Genomic DNA, 21,908 nt, shown 5'->3' on the forward strand with positions numbered 1-21,908 from the left:
AAAGTTACCATGATTAACAAACGTCTTTTAATTAAAAATTTACTAGCTCACAACGATGAGAATAGTTTTTATGATAAAAAACGAAAAATAGATATTGGGCAAAAAGAAGGAAAAGCTAAATTCTTAAAACATGTTTGCGCACTTTCTAATAGCAATCCTCAAAATAATTCCTTCATTGTTATTGGAGTTGAAGACGAAGACAACACTATTGTTGGTGTTGATTTTTTTGACGATTCTAAAATTCAAAATTTAGTAAATGCTTACCTCAGCAATCCTCCAATTGTACAATACGAAAACATTCCGTTTCCACATTTACCAGATCATAAAGTTGTTGGTTTAGTTACTATTCGAGCTATTGAAGACTTAACCTCCTTAAGAAAAAACATTTGGAAATACTATGGAGGCACTATCTTTTTTAGAGATGGAAGCATAAGTATGCCCAAGGTTTTTACAAGCGAAATTAAAGATGTAAATTCTAAAATTGTTGAAGCCATTGAAAACAACTCGCATAATAATATAGAACATACACTTGATAGTGTTTTCAATTTCATGAACAAGCGAAAAGACTACAATCCACAATATAAAGTCTTTAAAGAATATTTTGTTTTATGCTGGGCTGGACAGAAAAAAGAAGTTAAAAAAGAAGTGTTTTTCTCTCGCGTAGACATAGAACTTATTAACGAGCAGGTGCGTTTATTTTATTCAGCCTTAGACGAGGTTTCAATATTATTTGACAACGATAGTTTTAAAATTACAGAATACGTCTCCTTAGGACTTCAGAATAACAATAAATACTATCCGTTAGAAGAAACGGTTATTCAATTTCATGATAACGCGAGCTATACTATTGAATCTACTTTGGTTTTTCAGCCTCCTAAATTCAATACAAAAACACTACACCATATTTACAACTCCAATAATGCATTGTTAGACGCTTTAAAAAAAGGAAAGCCACTCACAGTATTGCAAGAAAAGGATGTTAATAATTTACCTGCCACATTTCTTCTTTGCTATTTAAATGGCTTTCACGAAGCCATAAACAAACTAATCGACGCTAAACCTTATTTAAAAAACCATAGCAATACTGCTTATACACACTATAAAGAATCACTTAGAATTTTACGTAAAGTAAAATACAATTAACAACATTGAAATAAAATTATAAAAAAAAACCGCTACTCCTTTTGAAGCAACGGTTTTGGGTTTTAAGATACTAATTGGTCTTTATTTTCCACCATCTAAAACATCTTGCCACTCTTTTAATTTTTGCCATTGTCCTAAAGCAGCCATCTTAGCCTGCTCTGGCCAAGTACCTGGCTTGTGTATCTCGAAACGCTTCCCTCCACTACTTAAAATTTCTTGACATTTCTCTACAGTACAATCTGCTAATCCAGCCCAAGTAGTTACATCGTGGTTGTGAAACAACTCTTTAATTTTTGGCCCAATACCCTCAACAACGGTTAAATCATCTTGATTTACTTTTTTTCCAATTACAGCTTTTGCTGCTACTGCATCGAAAGCGACTGCAATTACTCCACTAGAATTCTCAGAAACTGCCTCTGCAACAAAACTTGACACTGCTTTATTTTCTATTGGCGCTGCTGCTACCTCTCTAGAAGAATTACCTCCTGAAAATGTAGATTTTTTACTAGACTTACAAGCCTCTAAATCTGCTTCTAATTTTGCTATTCTATTTTTGTAAACATCTACGTCTATTTGCTTTGTAGTCTCATCACTACCACCACCTAAAAGTCGACCCAATAGGTAGCCTAAAATTCCACAAATTACTCCTACTAATAATGGTATTAACCAGCATGGTATGTTTGATATTAATAAAGTCATAATTATATACGTTTTTAATTGTTAGTTTAATGTTACTACTACTCTTCTATTTTTTGCCTGACCTTCGTCTGTACTATTATCTGCAATTGGATCGTCTGGTCCTTTAGAAGAAGAATTAATATTACTAGAAGAGATTCCGTTTCTTACTAAATAACTTTTAGCAAATTCTGCCCTATCTAAACCTAATCTCACGTTATTATCTCGATTTCCAGTATTATCCGTATGACCTATTGTTTTTATAGAAGCATTATCTGCCTTATCTATATATCTTACCATTTTAGATACTTTTTCACGCTGCTCTGTATTAAGATTTATTGATGCCGAAGCGGTATCAAAATACAATACTAAAGGATTAGCAACTATAGCATCATGAAGCTCTTTTAATTCATCAACTTGACTAGTATCATTAGCATCTCTAGTTTTAATAGTATAGGATAAAGGACCAAAATAAGTATTTGAAGTATCTGGCACCAAACTAGCATCTAGCTTACCATATGTGCTTATTACTTTAGAAGACACACCATGAGCTACAAAATAATTTTTAACAGCATTTGCTCTCGCTAATCCAAGATTAGGAAATGCTGATGTATTATTTTCATCACTAGTATAATGTCCTGTAATATCAATGCTTTTAGTAGGATTATCCTTTAAGTAGATTGATATCCTTTCTAATTGCGCTTTTAAACCTTCAGACACTGGTTCTAAAATAGAAAAAGCAGAACCTTTAAAATTAAAGTTCTCGTTAGCATCAAATTTTAAACTACTTTTCGAATCTATTACTGAAAAAGCATTTTTTGTTGCGGCTTTTACTTCTGGCTCTGTAACACTATTCTCGATTTCCGCCTCTTTATTTGAAGCTTCCAAACACGGCTTGCAACAAAAGAAATAACACAGAATAGTACCAAGAATAATGGTTAACAAAAGACCAAGAAGATAACTGGTTTTTTTACTCATTATAATTTTGATTTAAGTTAGTAACCCTCAAGTTATTAAAAAACCATTAAATTTTAACGGTTTTTTTAATAAATTAAAAATCAAGGTGTTAAAAATCGATTAAATCAATATTATTTAAGATAAAACAACAAATATATTTAAAATAGAAGTTGTAGTTATTTATTTTTAAAACTAGAGATAATAGCTTCTTTTCCAAATTGAAAATTTACACCCAAACCAATAATAGAAAATTGAGCGCGATCGAAACGTGATTGCAAATCTGAAGACGTTTTAATTTTAGTTTTATCGTTTCGATAAGTATAATAAACGTTAATAGAGAAATTTGGAGCAACAAAGTAATCTAGACTAACTTCAAAAGCTCTTATTTTTGCCTTATCTATCTGGTACGACTCATTACCAGCGTTATATTCATTTTTATGCCTAGCTTCTCCAAAAAGGCTCGCATTAACATTAAACGCTAGTTTTTCTACAGGACGGTATTCATATCCTAAAAATAAATAATGACTACCAACACGTGTTTTATCGTAATTACCTGTTATTTCAATATTGGTATTTTCGAAGTAAGAAAATCCCGAGGAGCCTCCTAAAAAGAAACCATCATAAACAAACAGTTTAAATTTTAAGGCATAGCCTCCTTTTCCTTTATAAGCCAAACCAAAATACTTATCACCAGATGGATTAACAACATTATAAGCAATACCAAAAGATCCCTTAACACCATAATCGAGCGTAGAATGACCTACACCATCATTATTATATTTAGGTTCTACCTCTTGACACCATATTGACAGTGTAAACATAGAAAACAATAAAACGGATACAAACTTAATAACTGAAGTTGATGTCATAATTTTCTTGATTAATTATAAAAGTTTCTATTGTTTCTGCACCACCATTAATACTATAACCAAACTCAATTGTTCCCGTTATAAAAGAGTTTGAAGTTTTTTCATAGTTAGGACTATCATCATTTAGAGTTCTAAATACAGATTCCACTCTATTACAATTACTAAGAGCTTCATCTAAAACACCGTTTACAAAAACCTCTTCACATAATGGGCTTTGGTAACTTATATAAAAGTCAAGAGCTGTTCCAAGAGCACTTGTTCTTGTAATATTTAAATTGATATTTGCTTTCTTTTTTAAACTAACCTCATCAAGGTTGAAAATAAAATTTTGAGGCTCAAAATCAAAAGTATCTGAAGAATAAATATAATTTGTACGCGAATCTCCTCCATCTACAAAAATGAAAAAATCTTGATCACTATCAAACAAAGACGTTACAGAGAAATCTCCATTCTCATCACTATTACTACTCCCTAAAAGATACTCTCTATCTCCATTTAAAGTAGGATAAAAACCTATAAACCTTGCTGCTTCAGTAAAAACACCGACAAATAAATTTGGAATAGCAATACTATTCTCATCTACCGTTTTACCAGTAGTCTCAATTCTAATATTTCTATCGAATTGCACTTCGCAACTAAAAACAAAAAATATTACTAATAGTATAAGCGTGGTTTTTTTATACATGTGTGTTTCGTTTGGTTAGTACTACTTTTTTATAGATGCAAGAAAACTAAAAAGGTTGCGTCTAAACATAAAAAAAACCACATCTTTCGATGTGGCTTAACAATATAACTTAATACTTAAATATTATAGGTCAAACTTAATACCTTGTGCTAAAGGCAATTCATCTGAATAATTTACAGTATTTGTTTGTCTTCTCATATAAACTTTCCAAGCATCTGATCCAGACTCACGTCCACCACCAGTTTCTTTTTCTCCACCAAAAGCACCACCAATTTCGGCACCCGATGTTCCAATATTTACATTTGCAATACCACAATCTGATCCTGCGAATGATAAGAACTTTTCAGCCTCTTTTAATTCGTTAGTCATAATTGCAGAAGATAAGCCTTGAGCAACACCGTTTTGAACACCAATAGCATTTTCAACGTCTCCAGAGTATTTTATTAAATATAAAACAGGAGCAAAAGTTTCAGACTGTACAATTTCGAAATCATTTTTAGCTTCAATAATAGCTGGTTTTACGTAGCATCCAGATTCATATCCTTCACCTTCTAAAACACCACCTTCTACTAATACATTTCCACCTTCAGCTTTGGCTTTTTCAATAGCTGCTAAATAAGTGTTTACAGAGTCTTTATCTATTAATGGTCCAATATGATTTTTTTCATCTAAAGGATTACCAATTGTTAATTGCCCATAAGCACCAACAATAGCATCTCTTACTTTATCGTAAACCGATTCGTGAATAATTAATCTTCTTGTAGATGTACAACGTTGTCCACAAGTTCCAACAGCACCAAATACAGCACCAGGAACAACTACTTTTAAATCTGCAGTTGGCGTAATAATAATTGCATTATTTCCACCTAACTCTAATAAAGATTTTCCAAAACGTTCAGCAACTGTTGCACCAACAATACGTCCCATTCTAGTAGAACCTGTCGCAGATATTAACGGAATTCTATGATCTGTAGTCATCATTTCGCCTACTTTGTAGTCTCCATTAATAATACAAGAAATACCTTCTGGTAAATTATTTTCTTTTAATACTGTAGCAATTATATTCTGACAAGCAATTGAACATAAAGGAGCTTTTTCAGATCCTTTCCAAACACAAACATCACCACAAACCCAAGCCAAAGCTGTATTCCAAGCCCAAACTGCAACTGGGAAGTTAAATGCAGAAATAATACCAACAACACCTATAGAATGCCATTGCTCACGCATAACGTGCCCTGGACGTTCAGATGGGATTGTTTGCCCATTTAATTGTCTTGATAAACCTACTGCGAAATCACAGATGTCAATCATTTCTTGAACCTCTCCATAACCTTCTTGCAAAGATTTCCCCATTTCGTAAGAAACTAACTTTCCTAAAGGTTCTTTTAATTCTCTTAATTTATTACCAAACTGACGCACAATCTCACCTCTTTGAGGTGCAGGCATTGCTCTAAAAGATGTAAATGCAGCTGTTGCTGATTCCATTACTTTCTCGTAGTCTGCTTTTGTAGTTGTTGTAACTTTTCCAATTAAAGATCCATCTGTTGGAGAATATGAAGAAATTGTTTCTCCACTTCCAAAGTTATTTAAACCTGTAGATGTTCCGTCGTTTACTTCTTTAACACCCAATTGTTTTAGTGCTTCTTTTATTCCGAAATCAGCTGAAATTGCCATTATATATCTTATGTTTTTATGAATTATTAAATTTTCATGTAAATATACTAATAAATCTGCGATTTATAAATTATTGCAATTTTAAAAAACGCACAATTAATTATCTAAAATCACAAGTCTATTTTATCATATTAAAGCAAAAAGAGACAACAGTAAACCCCCAATTTTCAGGGATCCTACTTTAACTGAATAAGGTCTATCTTTTCACTTTTTGTTTTTTTATCTTTGAAGTACAGAGAACTAATACATGATATTATTAATTCTAAGGAATAAAATTTTAACAAAATCATAACAAATACCCAAAGACCAAAACAAAACATTTAAGCGTAATTACATTAACAAGAATACTCTTACCTGTTTTCTTTCATCGCAATTAACTTCAAAATCCAACTCCTATGCAACTAAAATCAATTTTCACCCTGATACTCTGTATCTCCATGGCACTATCCTGTAAAAAGAAAGCAACCGAAACCGACAACCTTTTTAAATTTAAAGACTATATAAGCTATACAACTTCTGGTTTAGTTTCTAAAACAAGTAGTGTTCAAATCAGCTTAGCTAAGGAAGTTAAAGCGTGGGAGATTGGAAACGAAATTGACGCAAGCATAATCTCTATTTCTCCTAATGTTTCTGGAAATTTAAAAGTAGCCAATAAACACGCTTTAACTTTTACACCTAACGAAAATTTAAAACCAGATACAGAATATTCGGTAACCGTAAAATTAGATAAGATTTACAACGATATGCCTTCTGGTTTTTCAGAATATACTTTTCAATTTAAAACCATAGCACCTAACTTTAATGTAAGCACAAACAATTTACAATCTTACGACAAGGAATGGCAATATTTATTAGGCGTTGTAAAATCTGCAGATAATATTACCACAGAACAAGCAAAGGAATTAATTGAAGCATCACAAGGAGGGAAAAAATTAAATATAGAATGGAACGAAGAGCGCGTACCTGCAAGAGCTTTCGAATTTAAAATTGATAGCATAAGTCGTAAGATTGAGGATAGTGAGATTTTAGTAAAATGGAATGGAAAAGCAATAGACGCAGATAATTCTGGTGAAAATACAGTTATTATACCTGGTAAAAACAACTTTACAATTACCAAAATAGATGTTGTACAAAATCCAGAACAGTATCTATCTATCAACTTTTCCGATCCTATTAAAAAGCAGCAAAATTTTGATGGCTTAGTAACTATTCAGAATACAAAAAACCCAAAATACATTGTAGACGGAAATGTTTTAAAAGCCTATCCAGATTCTAAAATAACAGGAAATGTTCAAGTAGATATTTTTCAAGGCATAAAAAACACGGAAGGTTATAAATTGAAAAAACCTTTTTCTGAAACCATTTCTTTCGAAGAAGTTAAACCTCAAGTAAGATTAGTAAATAGCGGTGTAATACTACCAAACTCACAAGAATTAAAATTTAATTTTGAAGCCGTAAACCTTAAAAAAGTAGACTTAAGGGTTATTAAAATATACGAAGACAATGTGCTCCAGTTTTTACAAGACAACGAGTTACAAGGCGGTAATAACAACAGCATAAAACAAGTTGGTAGAAGAATAGCAAAACAAACGATTACCCTAATAAATGATGGCGTAGAAAACACTGGCAAATGGAAAACTTACAGTGCAGATCTTTCTAAAATATTTAATGCAGATCCGGGTGCGCTTTACAGAATTGAGTTAACTTTTAAAAAGGAATATTCTTTTTATGATTGCTCTGTAAACCAAAACATAACAAATTCTGAAGATAATGACGATTACTACGAAGACGAGTATTACGAAGAAGATTACTACGGAGATTATAATGAAAGCACAACTGAAGACGACAACCTTCGTGAAGAAGAATACTGGGATAATATAACTTACAGGTACAGAAGTAGAAACTACAACTGGAGAGAATACGACAACCCATGTCACGATGCCTATTATAATGAAGATCGCGAAGTGTCTCAAAATTTACTAGCATCAAACTTAGGTGTTATTGTAAAAAAAGGCGCAAATAACAATTACTACTTTGCGGTAACAAACATATTAAATACCAATATTGAAGCTGGTGCCAAAATAACATTATACAACTACCAACAACAAGAGATTTCTAGTACAACAACAGACCAAGAAGGTTTAGCAAAAACAGAAACTAATAGCCATGCTTCATTTGTTATTGTAAGCAAAGGCAATAATAAAACATATATTAAACTAAGGGACGGACAAGCTTTATCCCTTAGTAAGTTCGATGTTTCTGGAAACCATTTACAACGTGGTCTAAAAGGCTATATTTATGGCGAACGTGGTGTTTGGAGACCTGGAGACTCACTTCACCTTACATTTATACTAGACGATAATGGTAACAAATTACCTAAAGGTCATCCTGTAAAAATGGAAGTTACAGATCCTAATGGCAAATTAGCTTACAAGAAAATAACTAGCGAAAGTGTTAACGATTTTTACACCTTTACAGTACCAACTTCTACCGATAACAAAACAGGTAATTGGAATGCTAAAGTAAGTGTTGGTGGTGCTACTTTTTACAAAGGTTTAAAAGTTGAAACAGTAAAACCAAACCGATTAAAAATTAAAGTAGATTTTAAAGATGAAATACTCTCTGGTAGCGAAGCATTAAACGGAACACTTAACGTAAACTGGCTACATGGAGCACCTGCTAAAAATGTTAAAACCGAAATTAAAGCAAAATTTAGCAACGCATATTCTCCTTTTAAAAACTACAAAGAGTATGTATTTAGAGATCCTTCGCGTTCTTTTTCTCAAGAAGAATTAAATGTTTTTGAAGGCAATGTAGATGAAGACGGTTTTACCGAAATAAAGAACAAACTAAGCGTAGGACAAAATGCGCCAGGAATGCTTAACGTACAGTTTCTAGTACGCGCTTTCGAGAATGGTGGGGATTTCTCTATGGATGCTTTTACAAAACAATATGCGCCTTATAAATCTTTTGTAGGACTGCGTTCGCCTAAAGGTCGTGCTTACGGTTCTTTTTATACCGATGAAAACCAAACCTTTGACATTGTTGTAGTAGACGATCAAGGAAATCCTATAAAAAGAAACGGATTAGAAGTAAAAGTTTATAAAGTAGAATGGCGTTGGTGGTGGAACTCATCTTACGACAATTTATCAAAATACACATCGAGCTCGTTCCACAAACCTTTTATCAGTAGCAAAATCAATACAGATGCAAAAGGAAAAGCAAGCTTAACTATTAATGTTCCCGAAGAAGAAGGCGGACGTTATTTAATTCGTGTTTACGATCCTAAAAGTGGTCACGCAACCGGTCGTACAGCTTATTTCTACAAAAATTGGTGGAAAAAACAACCAAGCGGAGATAAAGAAGCTGCTAAAATGTTAGTTTTTTCAGCAGATAAAGAAAATTACAATGTTGGTGAAACAGCAAAAATAACATTCCCATCAGGAACAGAAGGTCGTGCATTAATTTCTATAGAAAACGGCACAGAAGTTATTGAGTACAAATGGGTAAAAACAAAAGCAGGAGAAACTGTTGTAAATATTCCTATTACTAAAGCAATGGCACCAAATGTGTTTGTAAACATTTCATTATTACAACCACACGCACAAACTGCTAACGATTTACCATTACGTTTATATGGTGTCATCCCAATTCTAGTTGAAGATCCAAACACTAAACTAGAACCAGAAATTAGAATGCCTAGCGTTTTACGTCCCGAAGAAGAGTTTACGGTTATTGTTTCAGAAAAAAACAACAAAGCCATGACTTATACTATTGCAATGGTAGAAGAAGGCTTACTAGATTTAACTCGATTTAAAACACCAAATGCGTGGTCTGCATTCTATGCTAGAGAAGCTTTAGGTGTAAAAACTTGGGATATTTATGATGATGTTATTGGCGCTTATAGCGGAAGTATAGATCAAATATTCGCTATTGGTGGAGATGGAAGTGCTGATGGAGGTAAAAACAAAAAAGCAAACCGCTTCAAGCCTGTTGTAAAAGTATTAGGTCCTTTTAAAATGGAAGCTGGCGGAAGAAAAACGCATACCATTAAAATGCCAAATTATATTGGAGCCGTAAGAACAATGGTAGTTGCAGGAAATACCAAAACTGAAGCTTATGGAAGCACAGACAAATCTGTAGAAGTAAAAAAGTCATTAATGGTTTTAGCAACTTTACCAAGAAAATTAAGTCCTGGTGAAAAAGTAACGCTTCCTGTTACCGTTTTTGCAATGGAACCTAACATTAAAAATGTTGATATTAAACTTAAATTAAGTAATGGTATTAAAATAATTGGTGAGCAATCTAAAAAATTATCGTTTGCTAAACCAGACGAGCAAATGGCTTATTTCGAGCTAGATGTAAGTCAAGCAAATGGCATAAACACAGTAGAAGTTATTGCTACCGGAAATGGTGAAAAATCGACTTACAAAGTAGAATTAGATGTAGAGAATGTAAACCCAATAAGTTCTAAAGCGCTCGATCAAACTTTAGAGAAATCTGCTTCAGTAAGCTTAGATTTCGATACGTTTGGAGTAGTTAATTCAAATAGTGCAACGGTTGAGTTTTCAACTATGCCTCCTATGGATTTCTCTAGAAGATTACAATATTTAGTACAATATCCTCATGGTTGTGTAGAACAAACGACGTCAGGAGTGTTTCCGCAGTTATATTTAAATGAGATTTTTGATATTCCGTTCAAGAAAAAACAAGAAATTCAATCTAATATCGAAAACGGAATTAAACGTTTAGGAAATTTCCAAAGACCAAATGGAGGTATGAGTTACTGGATGGGAGAAAACAATGCTAATGATTGGGGAACGAGTTATTCTGGTCACTTTATGATTGAAGCCGAAAAGCTAGGATTCGTACTTCCGCTCACCTTCAAAAGTAATTGGATAAAATACCAAAAAAAAGCAGCTAGAAGCTGGAGACCAAGCTACAAAACTTACAATAGCGATTTAGCACAAGCCTATAGATTATACACTTTAGCTTTAGCAGGAAGTCCAGATTTAGGAGCAATGAACAGACTTAAAGAATTTAGTGAGATTTCTAACGAAGCGAAATGGAGACTAGCAGCGGCCTATGCATTAGCCGGGCAAACAGAAGCTAGTAAAGCAATTTCTAAAACAGCAAATATAGAATTTGTAGCACCTAGATATAACTATTACACTTACGGATCTATAGATAGAAACCGTGCAATGGCATTAGAAACTATGGTATTAACTAAAGATTCTAGAATGCAGGAATTATCTAAAACCTTAGCAAAAGATCTATCTAGCAACCGCTGGATGAGTACACAAACAACAGCGTATAGTTTGCTTGCTATGGCAAAAATGGTTAAAGCCAATGGCGGAAAATCTTTAGACTTAGAATATACAATTAATGGTAAAACTGAAAGCATAAAGACAAAAAGTGCTATTGCACAAAGAGAGCTTAAAGTAACCAATGGCAATAACAAATTAAGCTTTAAAAATAAGCAAGACAATATTGTTTATGTTCGTGTTTTAAACTCTGGAAAATTACCTTTAGGACAAGAATTAGTAGAACAAAGAGGTTTAAGCACAAGTGTTGTTTACAAAGACTTAAAAGGAAATGCCATAGAAATAGACAACCTTAAACAAGGTCAGGATTTTATTGCAACCGTAACGGTTTCAAATCTTAAAAATGAACGCGTAACAGATGTTGCATTAACACAAATTTTTCCATCGGGATGGGAAATTGTAAACACCCGATTTACAGCCTTTGGAAATGCTGCCAAAGGAAGCGATGCACGTTTTACAGACATTCGAGATGATCGTGTTAATTTTTATTTCGATTTAAATAAAAAAGGACAATATGGAACCAATACTTTTAACGTTATGCTTAACGCATCGTATTTAGGAACCTATTATTTAACAGGCGTTCAAGCAGAAGCCATGTACGATAACGAATTTTTAGTACGTACAGAAGGAAAATGGGTAACTGTAGAGAAATAATCTAATTACTGCTTTGTTAAAATAAATTTGGCAAAGCAGTAATCTTAAAGCAAATAAAAAAACCAATGTCAATTAAAACGAAAACTTAAAAGGACGCTTTTAGAAACTGTTTCAAGTGATACCATACCAACTAAAATGTTTAACTGTCATATTAATTTAAAACACAAACATTATGAAAACGACAAAACATTTTATCACAGCAATTTTATTATTATTTGTAACATTTAGTTACAGTCAAGATTACGCTTATGTTACTGCAGACAGCGGTTTAACGATTAGAGAATTACCAGATATTGGTGCTTCAAAATTAGGAAGACTAATGTACAACGAAGCTGTTGAGGTTATTGAAAGAACAGACAAAAAACTAGTTATTCTAGATCAAGGCAAAAAAGTTGAAGGCGAATGGGTGAAAATTAAAATGAATGGCTACCAGGATTTAAAAGGCTATGTTTTTAATGGTTTTTTATCTGAAAATAAAATGGCCAAAATTGTAAATATCAAACTTACCGAAGCCGATATTCATATTAAAAATCTTGCCATTTATAATGATGATGATCTTTTAGATTTAACAACTAAAGACAATCTAAATATTGGAATTCATGTAAAAAACACGTCTGGAAAAAAAACTATTGAAATTAAAAACAATAATTACAAGAGTGTAAAAATTTTACAGCGCTACCAAAACACATTAAATATTTTAGACGAAACTTCTCTTTGTGATTTAAGTGAATGGAAGCAATACCAATCTGAATGGAAACCCATAAAAAAAATAAACAAAACTAGATTTGAAACACTAACTTATACTGATGCAGATGCAAAACAATTTGTTCCTTTTGCTATTGAAGATTTAAAAACTATTGTTGCAGAAAAATGTGGAGAAAATTGGATGGAAAGTATAAAAAACATAAGTAATACTTCTCAGTTCCCTATTAGCGTGTCTACAAATCAAGTGTTCTTAAAGTTTATCTTAACCGATTTTGAAGATAATGTTACAGAAAAAACAGTGACTTTTACAGTACCAAAGCACGAAAAATAGGCACAATTATTTCATAGAAAATAAATTATGAAAAACTTTAAACCATACTACGCAGTGATTTTTACTTCTACCAGAACCGAAGGCGACAACGGTTACAACGACATGGCAGATTTAATGGAAACTTTGGCTAAAAAACAAAACGGTTTTATAAGCATCGATTCTGCTAAAAACGAAGTAGGAATCACTGTTAGTTATTGGGAAAGTTTAGAAGCAATACAAAATTGGAAACAACAAAGTGATCATGCTTTAGCACAGCAAAAAGGCATAAAAGATTGGTACAAATGGTATAACGTACGCATTTGTAAAGTAGAAAATGAGTATGAGTTTAATAAATAGATTTGTCACTTCGAGTAATTTTCGAAGTATAAGAAAATTGTGTCGAGAAGCAAACAAAACAAATTCTCAATTCTTCTAAATCTTAAAATGAAAATAATAGCCTACATAAAACGTAATAAAATAAAGTCGATAATTATCGCTTCACTTTTACTTGCCTATTATTTTTGTTTACCTAGAGAACTCTTTAAAGACCCAACGGCAACAGTAATCACAAGTGCTAATAATACTTTATTAGGTGCACAAATTGCTAAAGATGGGCAATGGCGCTTTCCGGAAAACAATAATGTTCCATCAAAATTTGAAATTTGTATTATAAATTTTGAAGACGAATATTTCTACAAGCATCCAGGATTCAATCCTATCTCAATATTTAAAGCCCTAAAGCAAAATATTAATTCTGGCGAAGTAAAACGTGGAGGAAGTACACTTACACAACAAGTTATACGTTTATCACGAAAAGGACAATCTAGGACTTATTTTGAAAAAATTAAAGAAATAATTTTAGCAACACGCCTAGAATTAAGAGAAAGCAAAGATAAAATATTAGCTTACTATGCTAGCTATGCACCTTTTGGCGGCAACGTTGTTGGCATTGATGCCGCTTCTTGGCGTTATTTTAATAGAAATGCTCACGACTTATCTTGGGCAGAAAGTGCAACTCTAGCCGTTTTACCTAATGCTCCAAGCTTAATTTATCCTGGTAAAAATCAAAAACGATTATTAAAAAAACGCAATAGATTACTTGAAAAATTACTTGAAAAAGGAATTATAGATTCATTAACTTACAACTTATCAATAGCAGAAGGTTTACCTCAAAAACCATATCCTTTACCACAAATCACACCTCATTTACTTCAAAAAATAGCAAAGTCCAATTATGGTGAGCGCACACAAACAACAATAAATTACAAGCTTCAACGACAAGCAAACAACGTAGTTTACAACCATTATAATTTACTGAAACAAAATGAAATTCATAACATATCTGTTTTAGTTTTAGATGTAAAAACACGAAAAGTACTCACCTATATTGGTAATGCACCTACAACTAGTAAAAACCAAAAAGACGTTGATATTATAGACAAACCACGTAGTACTGGCAGTATTTTAAAACCATTTCTATACGCAGCAATGTTAGATGCGGGAGATTTATTACCAAATACACTAGTAGCAGATGTACCAACACAGTTTGGAAACTATGTTCCAGAAAATTATAATAAAGAATTTGATGGCGCAGTACCAGCAAGTCGTGCTTTGTCACGTTCTCTAAATATACCTGCCGTAAGAATGCTTAGAGATTTTGGCCTCGACAGATTCCATCATTATTTAAAAGACTTAAAGCTTAGAGACGTAAAATACAACGCCAATCATTATGGTTTGTCATTAATACTTGGTGGAGCAGAAAGTAATTTATGGGATTTATGTAAAAGCTATGCGAGTTTCTCCTCAACATTGAATCACTTCAACGACTCTTCAAGCGAGTATTTTTCTAATGAATTTTGCGAGCCTACATTCTATGCTTCGGAAACTATTAACTTCGGAGAAAAATCAACAGAAAAAACACTGTTTGATGCGGCTTCAATTTATTTAACCTACGAAAGTTTAAAAGAAGTAAACAGACCAGAAGGTAGCGAAAATTGGGAGTTTTTCGACGACTCTAAACAAATAGCATGGAAAACAGGCACAAGTTTTGGTTTTCGAGACGCTTGGGCCATTGGAACAACAAAGGATTACGTTGTTGGTGTTTGGGTGGGTAATGCAGATGGAGAAGGAAGGCCTGGTTTAGTTGGTGTGCAAGCTGCTGCTCCTATCCTATTTGATGTTTTCGATTTATTACCAAATAGCGATTGGTTTAACAAACCTTTTGACGAAATGCAAGAAATAAACATATGCAAAGAAAGCGGTTTTAGAGCAGGACAATATTGCGAGAATAATATTAAAAAGTTTGTTCAAAGAAGCGGGCTCAAAACAAAACCATGTCCTTACCATAAATTAGTACATTTAGACGCTACAAAAACACATCAAGTAAATGCATCTTGCGAAGATTTAAGCGGTATTACAAACACCTCATGGTTTGTATTACCCCCATTAATGGAATATTATTATAAATCTAAAAATCCGTTTTACAAAACACTACCTCCATACAGAAATGATTGCATTGGAAACCAACAAATTAGTATGCAATTCATTTATCCTAAAGACAATAGCACTATATTTTTACCGAAGGATTTTGATGGAAAAATAAATGCGCTCATTTTAAAAATAACACACTCAAAACCAGAGACAAAAGTATTCTGGTATCTTAATTCGCAATTTATCGGAGAAACCAATGGAATCCACGATTTACCCGTGATTCCCAACGAAGGAAAACACACCATTACAGTTGTTGATGAATTCGGCAACGAAATCACTAAAAGCATAGAAATTAGCAAATAAAAATGTTAATTTTATTAGAATAATTTTTATTCTCTCAAATAAACCATCCTTTCGTCGAATAAGATTGCACTTTATCTATCTGTAGGTAAATAGTTAGATAAATTAGTATATATTTAACATTCAATTTTGTAACAACATATCTAACACTAACCATAAAATGAAAAAAATTACTTTATTGTTGATTTTACTTTGTTTAAGTTTATCAATTAATGCTCAGACTTATCTAACCGAAAATTTTGATACAAGCATTCCTGCAACTTGGACAATAGATGATGCAGGTTCTACTACCGGAGATTCATGGATTTCTGCTATGCAAGGTGGAGGAAACTCTTTAGACGGTACAAATGGAGCTATTGCAGATAGTGATGCTAATGGAAATGGTGAGCTTTTATTAGAGACACTAACAACTCCTGTTTTTGACACCTCTGGAGCTACTGCTTTATTTTTAGACTTTAGTCAATATTATAATAATATTGGCACAGACTCTGCTATAGTAGAAGTTTGGGACGGCACTGCATGGGTTGCTATATTAACTCAAACAGCAAATGCAGGATCATTTGCCACACCAGACCAACAACATATTGATATCACTGCTTATTCTAATGCAGCAATGCAGGTTCGCTTTATATATAATGACAATAATGTTTGGGCTTGGTACTGGATGATAGACAATGTAATTATTTACAATGCCTCTTGTCCTAATCCTACAGCTTTAACATCAAATTCTATTGGTGCAACTACAGCAGATATTAGCTGGACAGCCGGAGGAACAGAAACAGATTGGGAAATTGTAGTGCAAGCAGCAGGATCAGGAACCCCAACAAGTAGTGGCACTCCTGTAACAACCAACCCTACTTACCAAGCTACTGGATTGTCTCCTGTAACAGATTACGATGTTTATATTAGAGCAAATTGTGGAGGAGACTTTAGTATATGGGTTGGCCCAATAAGTTTTACTACTGAATGCGCTGCATTTACTCCAGATTATATTGAAGATTTTGCAACAATTCCAGCAAGTTGTTGGGATGAAGCAGATAATGGAGATGCAACAACTGGTCCTTTAGACATTGGAAATGGCGGATGGAATCAAGATGGCTTTTTAAATAATGGCTTTCAAGGCGCTTATAGCATCAACCTTTGGCAATCTATTAAAAGTGATTGGCTTTTATCTCCAATGTTTGATTTAACAGGTGTTCCTTTTCAAGTTGAATTTGATTTTGGAGTTATGGATTTCGGCAGTTCAACAACTCCAGGAACTTTGGGATCAGATGATATAGTACAATTTTTAATTACAACAGATTTAGGCGCAACATGGACAGTGCTAGAAACTTGGGATACAAATACTGTTTTCCCATTAGCAGGACTACACCCTGTTTATGACTTAACAACTTACACAGGACAAACCGTACAATTTGCTTTATTAGGATCCGAGGGAACAGTTGACGATACTGCAGACATCGAAGCATCTGTAGATAATTTTCAGGTTAGAGCTATTCCAGCTTGTTCTGAACCATTAATGCTTGCTGTAACTAATGTTACAGACACTACAGCTGATTTTTCATGGACATCAAATAATGGAGAAACTCAATGGGAATATGTTATACAACCAGCTGGAACCGGAATCCCTACAGGAGCAGGAACTCCTACTACAACAAACCCATTATTAGAAACAGCACTTTCTCCAAGTACAGCTTATGAGTTTTATATATTAGCAGATTGTGGCACTGAACAAAGCCAATACTCTGGACCAATAAACTTTACAACATTAAATACACCACCACCGGCACCAACAGGTGTTACTTGTACTACCGGAACTTCTTCAACTATATTTACAGAAACTTTTGGAGACACTCAAAATGTAGATCCAGCAGGCTGGACAGGAACTGGTTTTGGTGGAACAAATGGTAATTGGAGAATTACAAATCCAGGTGGAAACTCAGGAGGAACAGGACCTGCGAATTCTTTCGACGGAAATGCAGGAGTACATTTAGAATATGAAGCTTCTGGAAACGCATCTACTATAGCCTCTGCTATATCACCAGCAATAGATTTAACTGCAGCAGCAGATGGAGCAGAATTAGCATTCTTTATGCATGCTTTTGGTGGAGACATAGGAACATTAAATGTTAATGTAGGAACAAGTGCTACAGGTCCTTTTACAACAGAATATACATGGATTGGAGATTACCAATCTACAGATGCTGAAGCGTGGGTGCCTATAGGAATTAACTTAGATGCTTATTTAGGACAGGTAATTTATTTAGAATTTAGCTATGGTGCTACAGGTAATGATTGGGAAGGCGATATGGCTTTAGACCAAATTACAGTAGAAACTTGTGGTAGTTTCTGTATTGCACCAAGTAATATTGCTGCAGCCAACATAACAGATACAACTGCTGACATCTCGTGGACTGCAAACAGTGGAGAAACACAATGGGAATATGTAATACAACCAGCCGGAACAGGTACTCCAACAGGACCAGGAACAGTAACTAATACGCCAGGATTTATGGCTTCAGGCTTATCTGGACTTGCTGCTTACGAAGTATATGTGTTAGCAGACTGTGGTGGATCTCAAAGTGTATGGGCTGGACCTTACAATTTTAACACAGATGTACAGCTTAATTTTACAGTTGACTGCTCGGTTGGTCCACAAAATATTAATTACTGTTACGATGCTAATGATACTAATGTGTTTACATTTACAAGCACAGATGGCTCAGCATTAAACTTTACAATTAATTCTGGAAATGTAGAAAACAACTGGGATGAACTTATAGTTCTTGACTCAGATGGTATTACAGACTTAAACATATTAACACCTTACGGAAACACTGGAGACGTAAGTGGTATTACATACCAATCTTCGGGAGATACTATTTCGTTTCAAATAACATCAGATGGTTCTGTTAGTTGTCAAAGTAGTACTACAATTAATCCACTAGATATTACTGTATCTTGTGCAACATGTGTAAACCCAACAGCAACTTATCAAGTAGTAGACGACTGTGATAATGGTGATCAATTTTTAGTAGATGTTAACATAACATCTATAGGAGATGCAACCTCTGTTTCTATAGAAGATAACCAAGGTAATCCAGCTGTATCAGTTACTACTGCAGGAACAACTCAATTTGGACCTTACCCTTTTAATACAGATGTTATTTTTACAGTTAGTAATAATCAAGATGTAAACTGCATAATTACAAGTTCTGCTTTTAACATCCCAACATGTCCTCCAGCAAATGACAACTGTGAAAATGCAACTGAAGTTGTAGCAAATGCAGATGGAAACTGTACAAACTTTGTAAGTGGTACATTATTTGGAGCTACAGCATCTGCACAAACAAATCCATGTACTGGAACCGCAGACGATGATGTTTGGTTCTCATTTACAGCACTAGGAACAGATCACGCAATTAGCTTTAGTAATATTGCTGGCCCAACTACATTTTTATCTCATGGCATATATGAAGGACCAGATTGCGATAACCTAACAAACTTATATTGTAGCACAGCAGACGAAAGTATTGCAAATGGGTTAATACCAGGAAACACATATTACATTAGAGTCTTTACTTTTAACGACACTCCTTATCAAGATGTAACTTTCGATTTATGCGTGTACTCTATACCTCCACCGATAACAACAGATGTTACTCAATACACTCTTACAGAATTAGTGGAAGATATTTTAGTAAACTCTCCTTGTTCAACTATTTCAAACGTAACCTCTTCTTCTGGATCAGATTTTGGAACAGATACTGGAATAGGTTATTTTGAAGCTAATGGATCTGGATTCCCTTTTGAAAGCGGTATTATAATGACAACAGGAAATGCATTAAATGCACCTGGACCTGAAACAGGTAACCTTAGTGACGGTGGATTTCCAGCTACATGGCCTGGTGATACAGATTTAGAAGCCGTAATAAATGAAGGACCTACAAATAATGCTTCAGTTATAGAGTTTGATTTCGTTCCTTTTATTGAAGATATGTCTTTTGAATTTATTTTCGCTGCTGAAGAATATGGAACTTTTCAATGTGGATTCTCAGATGCATTTGCATTCTTACTTACAGATACTGTAACTGGTGTAACCACTAATATTGCTGTTGTGCCAGGTACAACAACACCTGTATCTGTATTTACAATTAGAGATGATGCATATAATGCAAGCTGCCCATCTGCAAACCCTGAATTGTTTGATGCTTATTATGGAAATGGTGGACAACCAGCATTAACAAACCCAACCAACTTTATAGGTAGAACTGTTCCATTAACAGCTATGTCAACAGTTATACCAAATAGAATATACCATATTAAATTAGTAATCGCCGATGATGGTGATACAGCATACGATTCTGCGGTATTCTTAAAAGCAGGTAGTTTTGAAATTGGAGAAGTAGATTTAGGAGATGATATTCTTTTAGCTAATGGAAATGCAAACTGTGAAGGAGATGAAGTAACCTTAGATGTTGGCGTTCCCGTAGGAGACAATGCAACTATTACTTGGTACACTATCGATGAATTTTTAATTCAAGAACCTGTATTAGACGAAAATGGAGTTCCTGAAAGCGGTTTAACATTAGATGTTACAGAAAGTAACACTTACCAAGTAGAAATAGTTTTAAACTCAAGTGCTTCATGCTATGTAATTGATAATATTATTGTAGAATTTTTCCCTAATCCGATAGCAAATCCAGCTCAAGACATATTAGGTTGTGATGATGATGATGATGGGTTATCAGAATACGATTTAACCACAAACGATGCTATTATTATTGGATCACAAACAGACGTAACAGTTACTTACCATGAAACAGAACAAGATGCTATTGATGGAGTAAATGCTATTCCGAATCCAACAGACTATATATCTTCAGCTCTTACTATTTATTATAGAATAGGAAATGGCACTACTAACTGTGCTAAAAACGGTAGTTTTAATTTAACTTTTGGTACTAGTCCAGAAACGTCATTCGATACTTCTGTAGTTTATGAAGTATGTCCAAATGCATCTGCTCCAATTACAGTAACTGCAACAGCAGATAACTATACAGAATCTGAAGTTACTATTACATGGTACAACGAAGGAGTATTAGTTTCAGGTCAAACAGACTTAAGTATAGACAATGTTCTTACTGCCGGCACTTACACCATAGAGGTTATGTTTAACGCAACAGGATGTACATCAACTGAAGATATAACTGTTTACGAATTAGAAACATGTGTTATACCACAAGGTATTTCGCCAAATGGTGATGGATTAAATGATACATTTGATTTAAGTAGTTTTGATGTTCAACGTTTAACAATATTTAATAGAAATGGAGTTAAGGTTTACGAGAAGACAAATTATACAAACGAGTGGCATGGTCAATCTTTAGATGGCGATGAGTTACCAGTAGGAACTTATTACTATGTAATGGATTACCAAGGAAACAAAAACAAAGCTGCCTGGGTATATATTAATAGAGAAAACAAATAATCGAACCAACTAGAAACCAATAATAATACAGATGAAGAACATACTATATATAGTATTCCTAGTAGTTATAGGCGTACAAGCGCAGCAAGATCCGCAGTACACGCAATACATGTACAACATGAATGTCATTAATCCTGCATATGCAGGATCAAGCGAAAGTGTATCTATAGGCGCATTATATCGCAGCCAATGGGTAGGTTTAGAAGGCTCACCAAGTACCGGAACATTAGCCATTCATTCTCCAGTAGGAAACAGAGTAGGATTAGGTTTATCATTAATTAATGATGAAGTTGGACCAGTAAGAGAAACCAACGCTTATGTAGATTTCTCTTATACATTACCAGTAGGAAACATTACAAAATTAGCTTTCGGTTTAAAAGCCGGAGCTACTTTCCATGATATTGGATTAACAAGTGTAGAAACTATAGATGCTGATGATCCATTTTTCTCGCAAGATGTTAATGAGACTACAGCAAATGTAGGTGCAGGTTTATACTTATACCAACCTAACCGTTGGTATCTATCTGCTTCGATGCCTAACATTTTAAATGGAACACATTTAGATAAAGATGGTAGAAAATAGGATCTGAACGGAACATTTATTTGCAGCTGCAGGTTATGTGTTTGATTT

The 21,908-nt window shown here is 33.8% G+C and carries 12 protein-coding genes; 7 read left to right on the forward strand and 5 right to left on the reverse strand.

Annotated features, from left to right (window positions below):
• Window positions 1-9: 9 nt before the first annotated feature.
• Window positions 10-1,143 (forward strand): ATP-binding protein, encoded by a 1,134-nt coding sequence (locus tag ASC41_RS08060; protein WP_055436129.1) that lies wholly within the window; start codon window positions 10-12, stop codon window positions 1,141-1,143.
• 81 nt (window positions 1,144-1,224) lie between these two features.
• Here the strand turns inward: ASC41_RS08060 and ASC41_RS08065 are convergent, their stop codons facing one another.
• The 5 genes from ASC41_RS08065 to amaB form a co-directional block, all read right to left on the reverse strand.
• Entirely contained in the window at window positions 1,225-1,842 is a 618-nt protein-coding gene (locus ASC41_RS08065) for a hypothetical protein (RefSeq protein ID WP_055436130.1), read from the reverse strand.
• 21 nt (window positions 1,843-1,863) lie between these two features.
• Window positions 1,864-2,796 (reverse strand): OmpA family protein, encoded by a 933-nt coding sequence (locus ASC41_RS08070; RefSeq protein WP_055436131.1) that lies wholly within the window; start codon window positions 2,794-2,796, stop codon window positions 1,864-1,866.
• Window positions 2,797-2,951: 155 nt separating this feature from the next.
• Window positions 2,952-3,644, reverse strand: coding sequence for a TonB-dependent receptor (locus ASC41_RS08075; protein ID WP_152971440.1), 693 nt, complete (start codon window positions 3,642-3,644; stop codon window positions 2,952-2,954).
• Window positions 3,622-4,329, reverse strand: a complete 708-nt coding sequence (locus ASC41_RS08080) for a hypothetical protein (protein WP_055436133.1) — start codon at window positions 4,327-4,329, stop codon at window positions 3,622-3,624. Before ASC41_RS08080 ends, ASC41_RS08075 begins: the two co-directional genes overlap by 23 nt.
• 123 nt (window positions 4,330-4,452) lie before the next feature.
• Window positions 4,453-6,003: an L-piperidine-6-carboxylate dehydrogenase gene (gene amaB / locus ASC41_RS08085; RefSeq protein WP_420835922.1), complete on the reverse strand. Its 1,551-nt coding sequence runs from the start codon at window positions 6,001-6,003 to the stop codon at window positions 4,453-4,455.
• 395 nt (window positions 6,004-6,398) lie between these two features.
• Between amaB and ASC41_RS08090 the strand changes: the two genes are divergently transcribed.
• The 6 genes from ASC41_RS08090 to ASC41_RS08115 all read left to right on the forward strand — a co-directional run bounded on the left by ASC41_RS08090 (window position 6,399) and on the right by ASC41_RS08115 (window position 21,860).
• Window positions 6,399-11,981 carry an Ig-like domain-containing alpha-2-macroglobulin family protein gene (locus tag ASC41_RS08090; RefSeq protein WP_055436135.1) on the forward strand — a complete coding sequence of 1,861 codons (5,583 nt, stop codon included), beginning with the start codon at window positions 6,399-6,401 and terminating at the stop codon, window positions 11,979-11,981.
• 172 nt (window positions 11,982-12,153) lie between these two features.
• Window positions 12,154-13,017 carry an SH3 domain-containing protein gene (locus tag ASC41_RS08095; RefSeq protein ID WP_055436136.1) on the forward strand — a complete coding sequence of 288 codons (864 nt, stop codon included), beginning with the start codon at window positions 12,154-12,156 and terminating at the stop codon, window positions 13,015-13,017.
• 27 nt (window positions 13,018-13,044) lie between these two features.
• Window positions 13,045-13,353, forward strand: coding sequence for an antibiotic biosynthesis monooxygenase family protein (locus ASC41_RS08100; protein ID WP_055436137.1), 309 nt, complete (start codon window positions 13,045-13,047; stop codon window positions 13,351-13,353).
• Between the two features lie 87 nt (window positions 13,354-13,440).
• Entirely contained in the window at window positions 13,441-15,789 is a 2,349-nt protein-coding gene (pbpC, locus tag ASC41_RS08105; RefSeq protein ID WP_055436138.1) for a penicillin-binding protein 1C, read from the forward strand.
• Between the two features lie 157 nt (window positions 15,790-15,946).
• Window positions 15,947-21,277, forward strand: a complete 5,331-nt coding sequence (locus tag ASC41_RS08110; protein WP_055436139.1) for a choice-of-anchor L domain-containing protein — start codon at window positions 15,947-15,949, stop codon at window positions 21,275-21,277.
• A gap of 31 nt (window positions 21,278-21,308) precedes the next feature.
• Window positions 21,309-21,860: a PorP/SprF family type IX secretion system membrane protein gene (locus ASC41_RS08115; RefSeq protein WP_241489641.1), complete on the forward strand. Its 552-nt coding sequence runs from the start codon at window positions 21,309-21,311 to the stop codon at window positions 21,858-21,860.
• The last annotated feature ends 48 nt before the right edge of the window (window positions 21,861-21,908 follow it).

The sequence above is a fragment of the Lacinutrix algicola genome (genome assembly GCF_001418085.1).
Classification (GTDB): Bacteria; Bacteroidota; Bacteroidia; order Flavobacteriales; family Flavobacteriaceae; genus Lacinutrix; species Lacinutrix algicola.

Bases quoted from the DNA above. Each gene is read 5' to 3' on its own strand.
- ASC41_RS08060 (WP_055436129.1), top strand. From the start codon at position 10: ATGATTAACAAACGTCTTTTAATTAAAAATTTACTAGCTCACAACGAT.
- ASC41_RS08065 (WP_055436130.1), bottom strand. From the start codon at position 1,842: ATGACTTTATTAATATCAAACATACCATGCTGGTTAATACCATTATTA.
- ASC41_RS08070 (WP_055436131.1), bottom strand. From the start codon at position 2,796: ATGAGTAAAAAAACCAGTTATCTTCTTGGTCTTTTGTTAACCATTATT.
- ASC41_RS08075 (WP_152971440.1), bottom strand. From the start codon at position 3,644: ATGACATCAACTTCAGTTATTAAGTTTGTATCCGTTTTATTGTTTTCT.
- ASC41_RS08080 (WP_055436133.1), bottom strand. From the start codon at position 4,329: ATGTATAAAAAAACCACGCTTATACTATTAGTAATATTTTTTGTTTTT.
- amaB (WP_420835922.1), bottom strand. From the start codon at position 6,003: ATGGCAATTTCAGCTGATTTCGGAATAAAAGAAGCACTAAAACAATTG.
- ASC41_RS08090 (WP_055436135.1), top strand. From the start codon at position 6,399: ATGCAACTAAAATCAATTTTCACCCTGATACTCTGTATCTCCATGGCA.
- ASC41_RS08095 (WP_055436136.1), top strand. From the start codon at position 12,154: ATGAAAACGACAAAACATTTTATCACAGCAATTTTATTATTATTTGTA.
- ASC41_RS08100 (WP_055436137.1), top strand. From the start codon at position 13,045: ATGAAAAACTTTAAACCATACTACGCAGTGATTTTTACTTCTACCAGA.
- pbpC (WP_055436138.1), top strand. From the start codon at position 13,441: ATGAAAATAATAGCCTACATAAAACGTAATAAAATAAAGTCGATAATT.
- ASC41_RS08110 (WP_055436139.1), top strand. From the start codon at position 15,947: ATGAAAAAAATTACTTTATTGTTGATTTTACTTTGTTTAAGTTTATCA.
- ASC41_RS08115 (WP_241489641.1), top strand. From the start codon at position 21,309: ATGAAGAACATACTATATATAGTATTCCTAGTAGTTATAGGCGTACAA.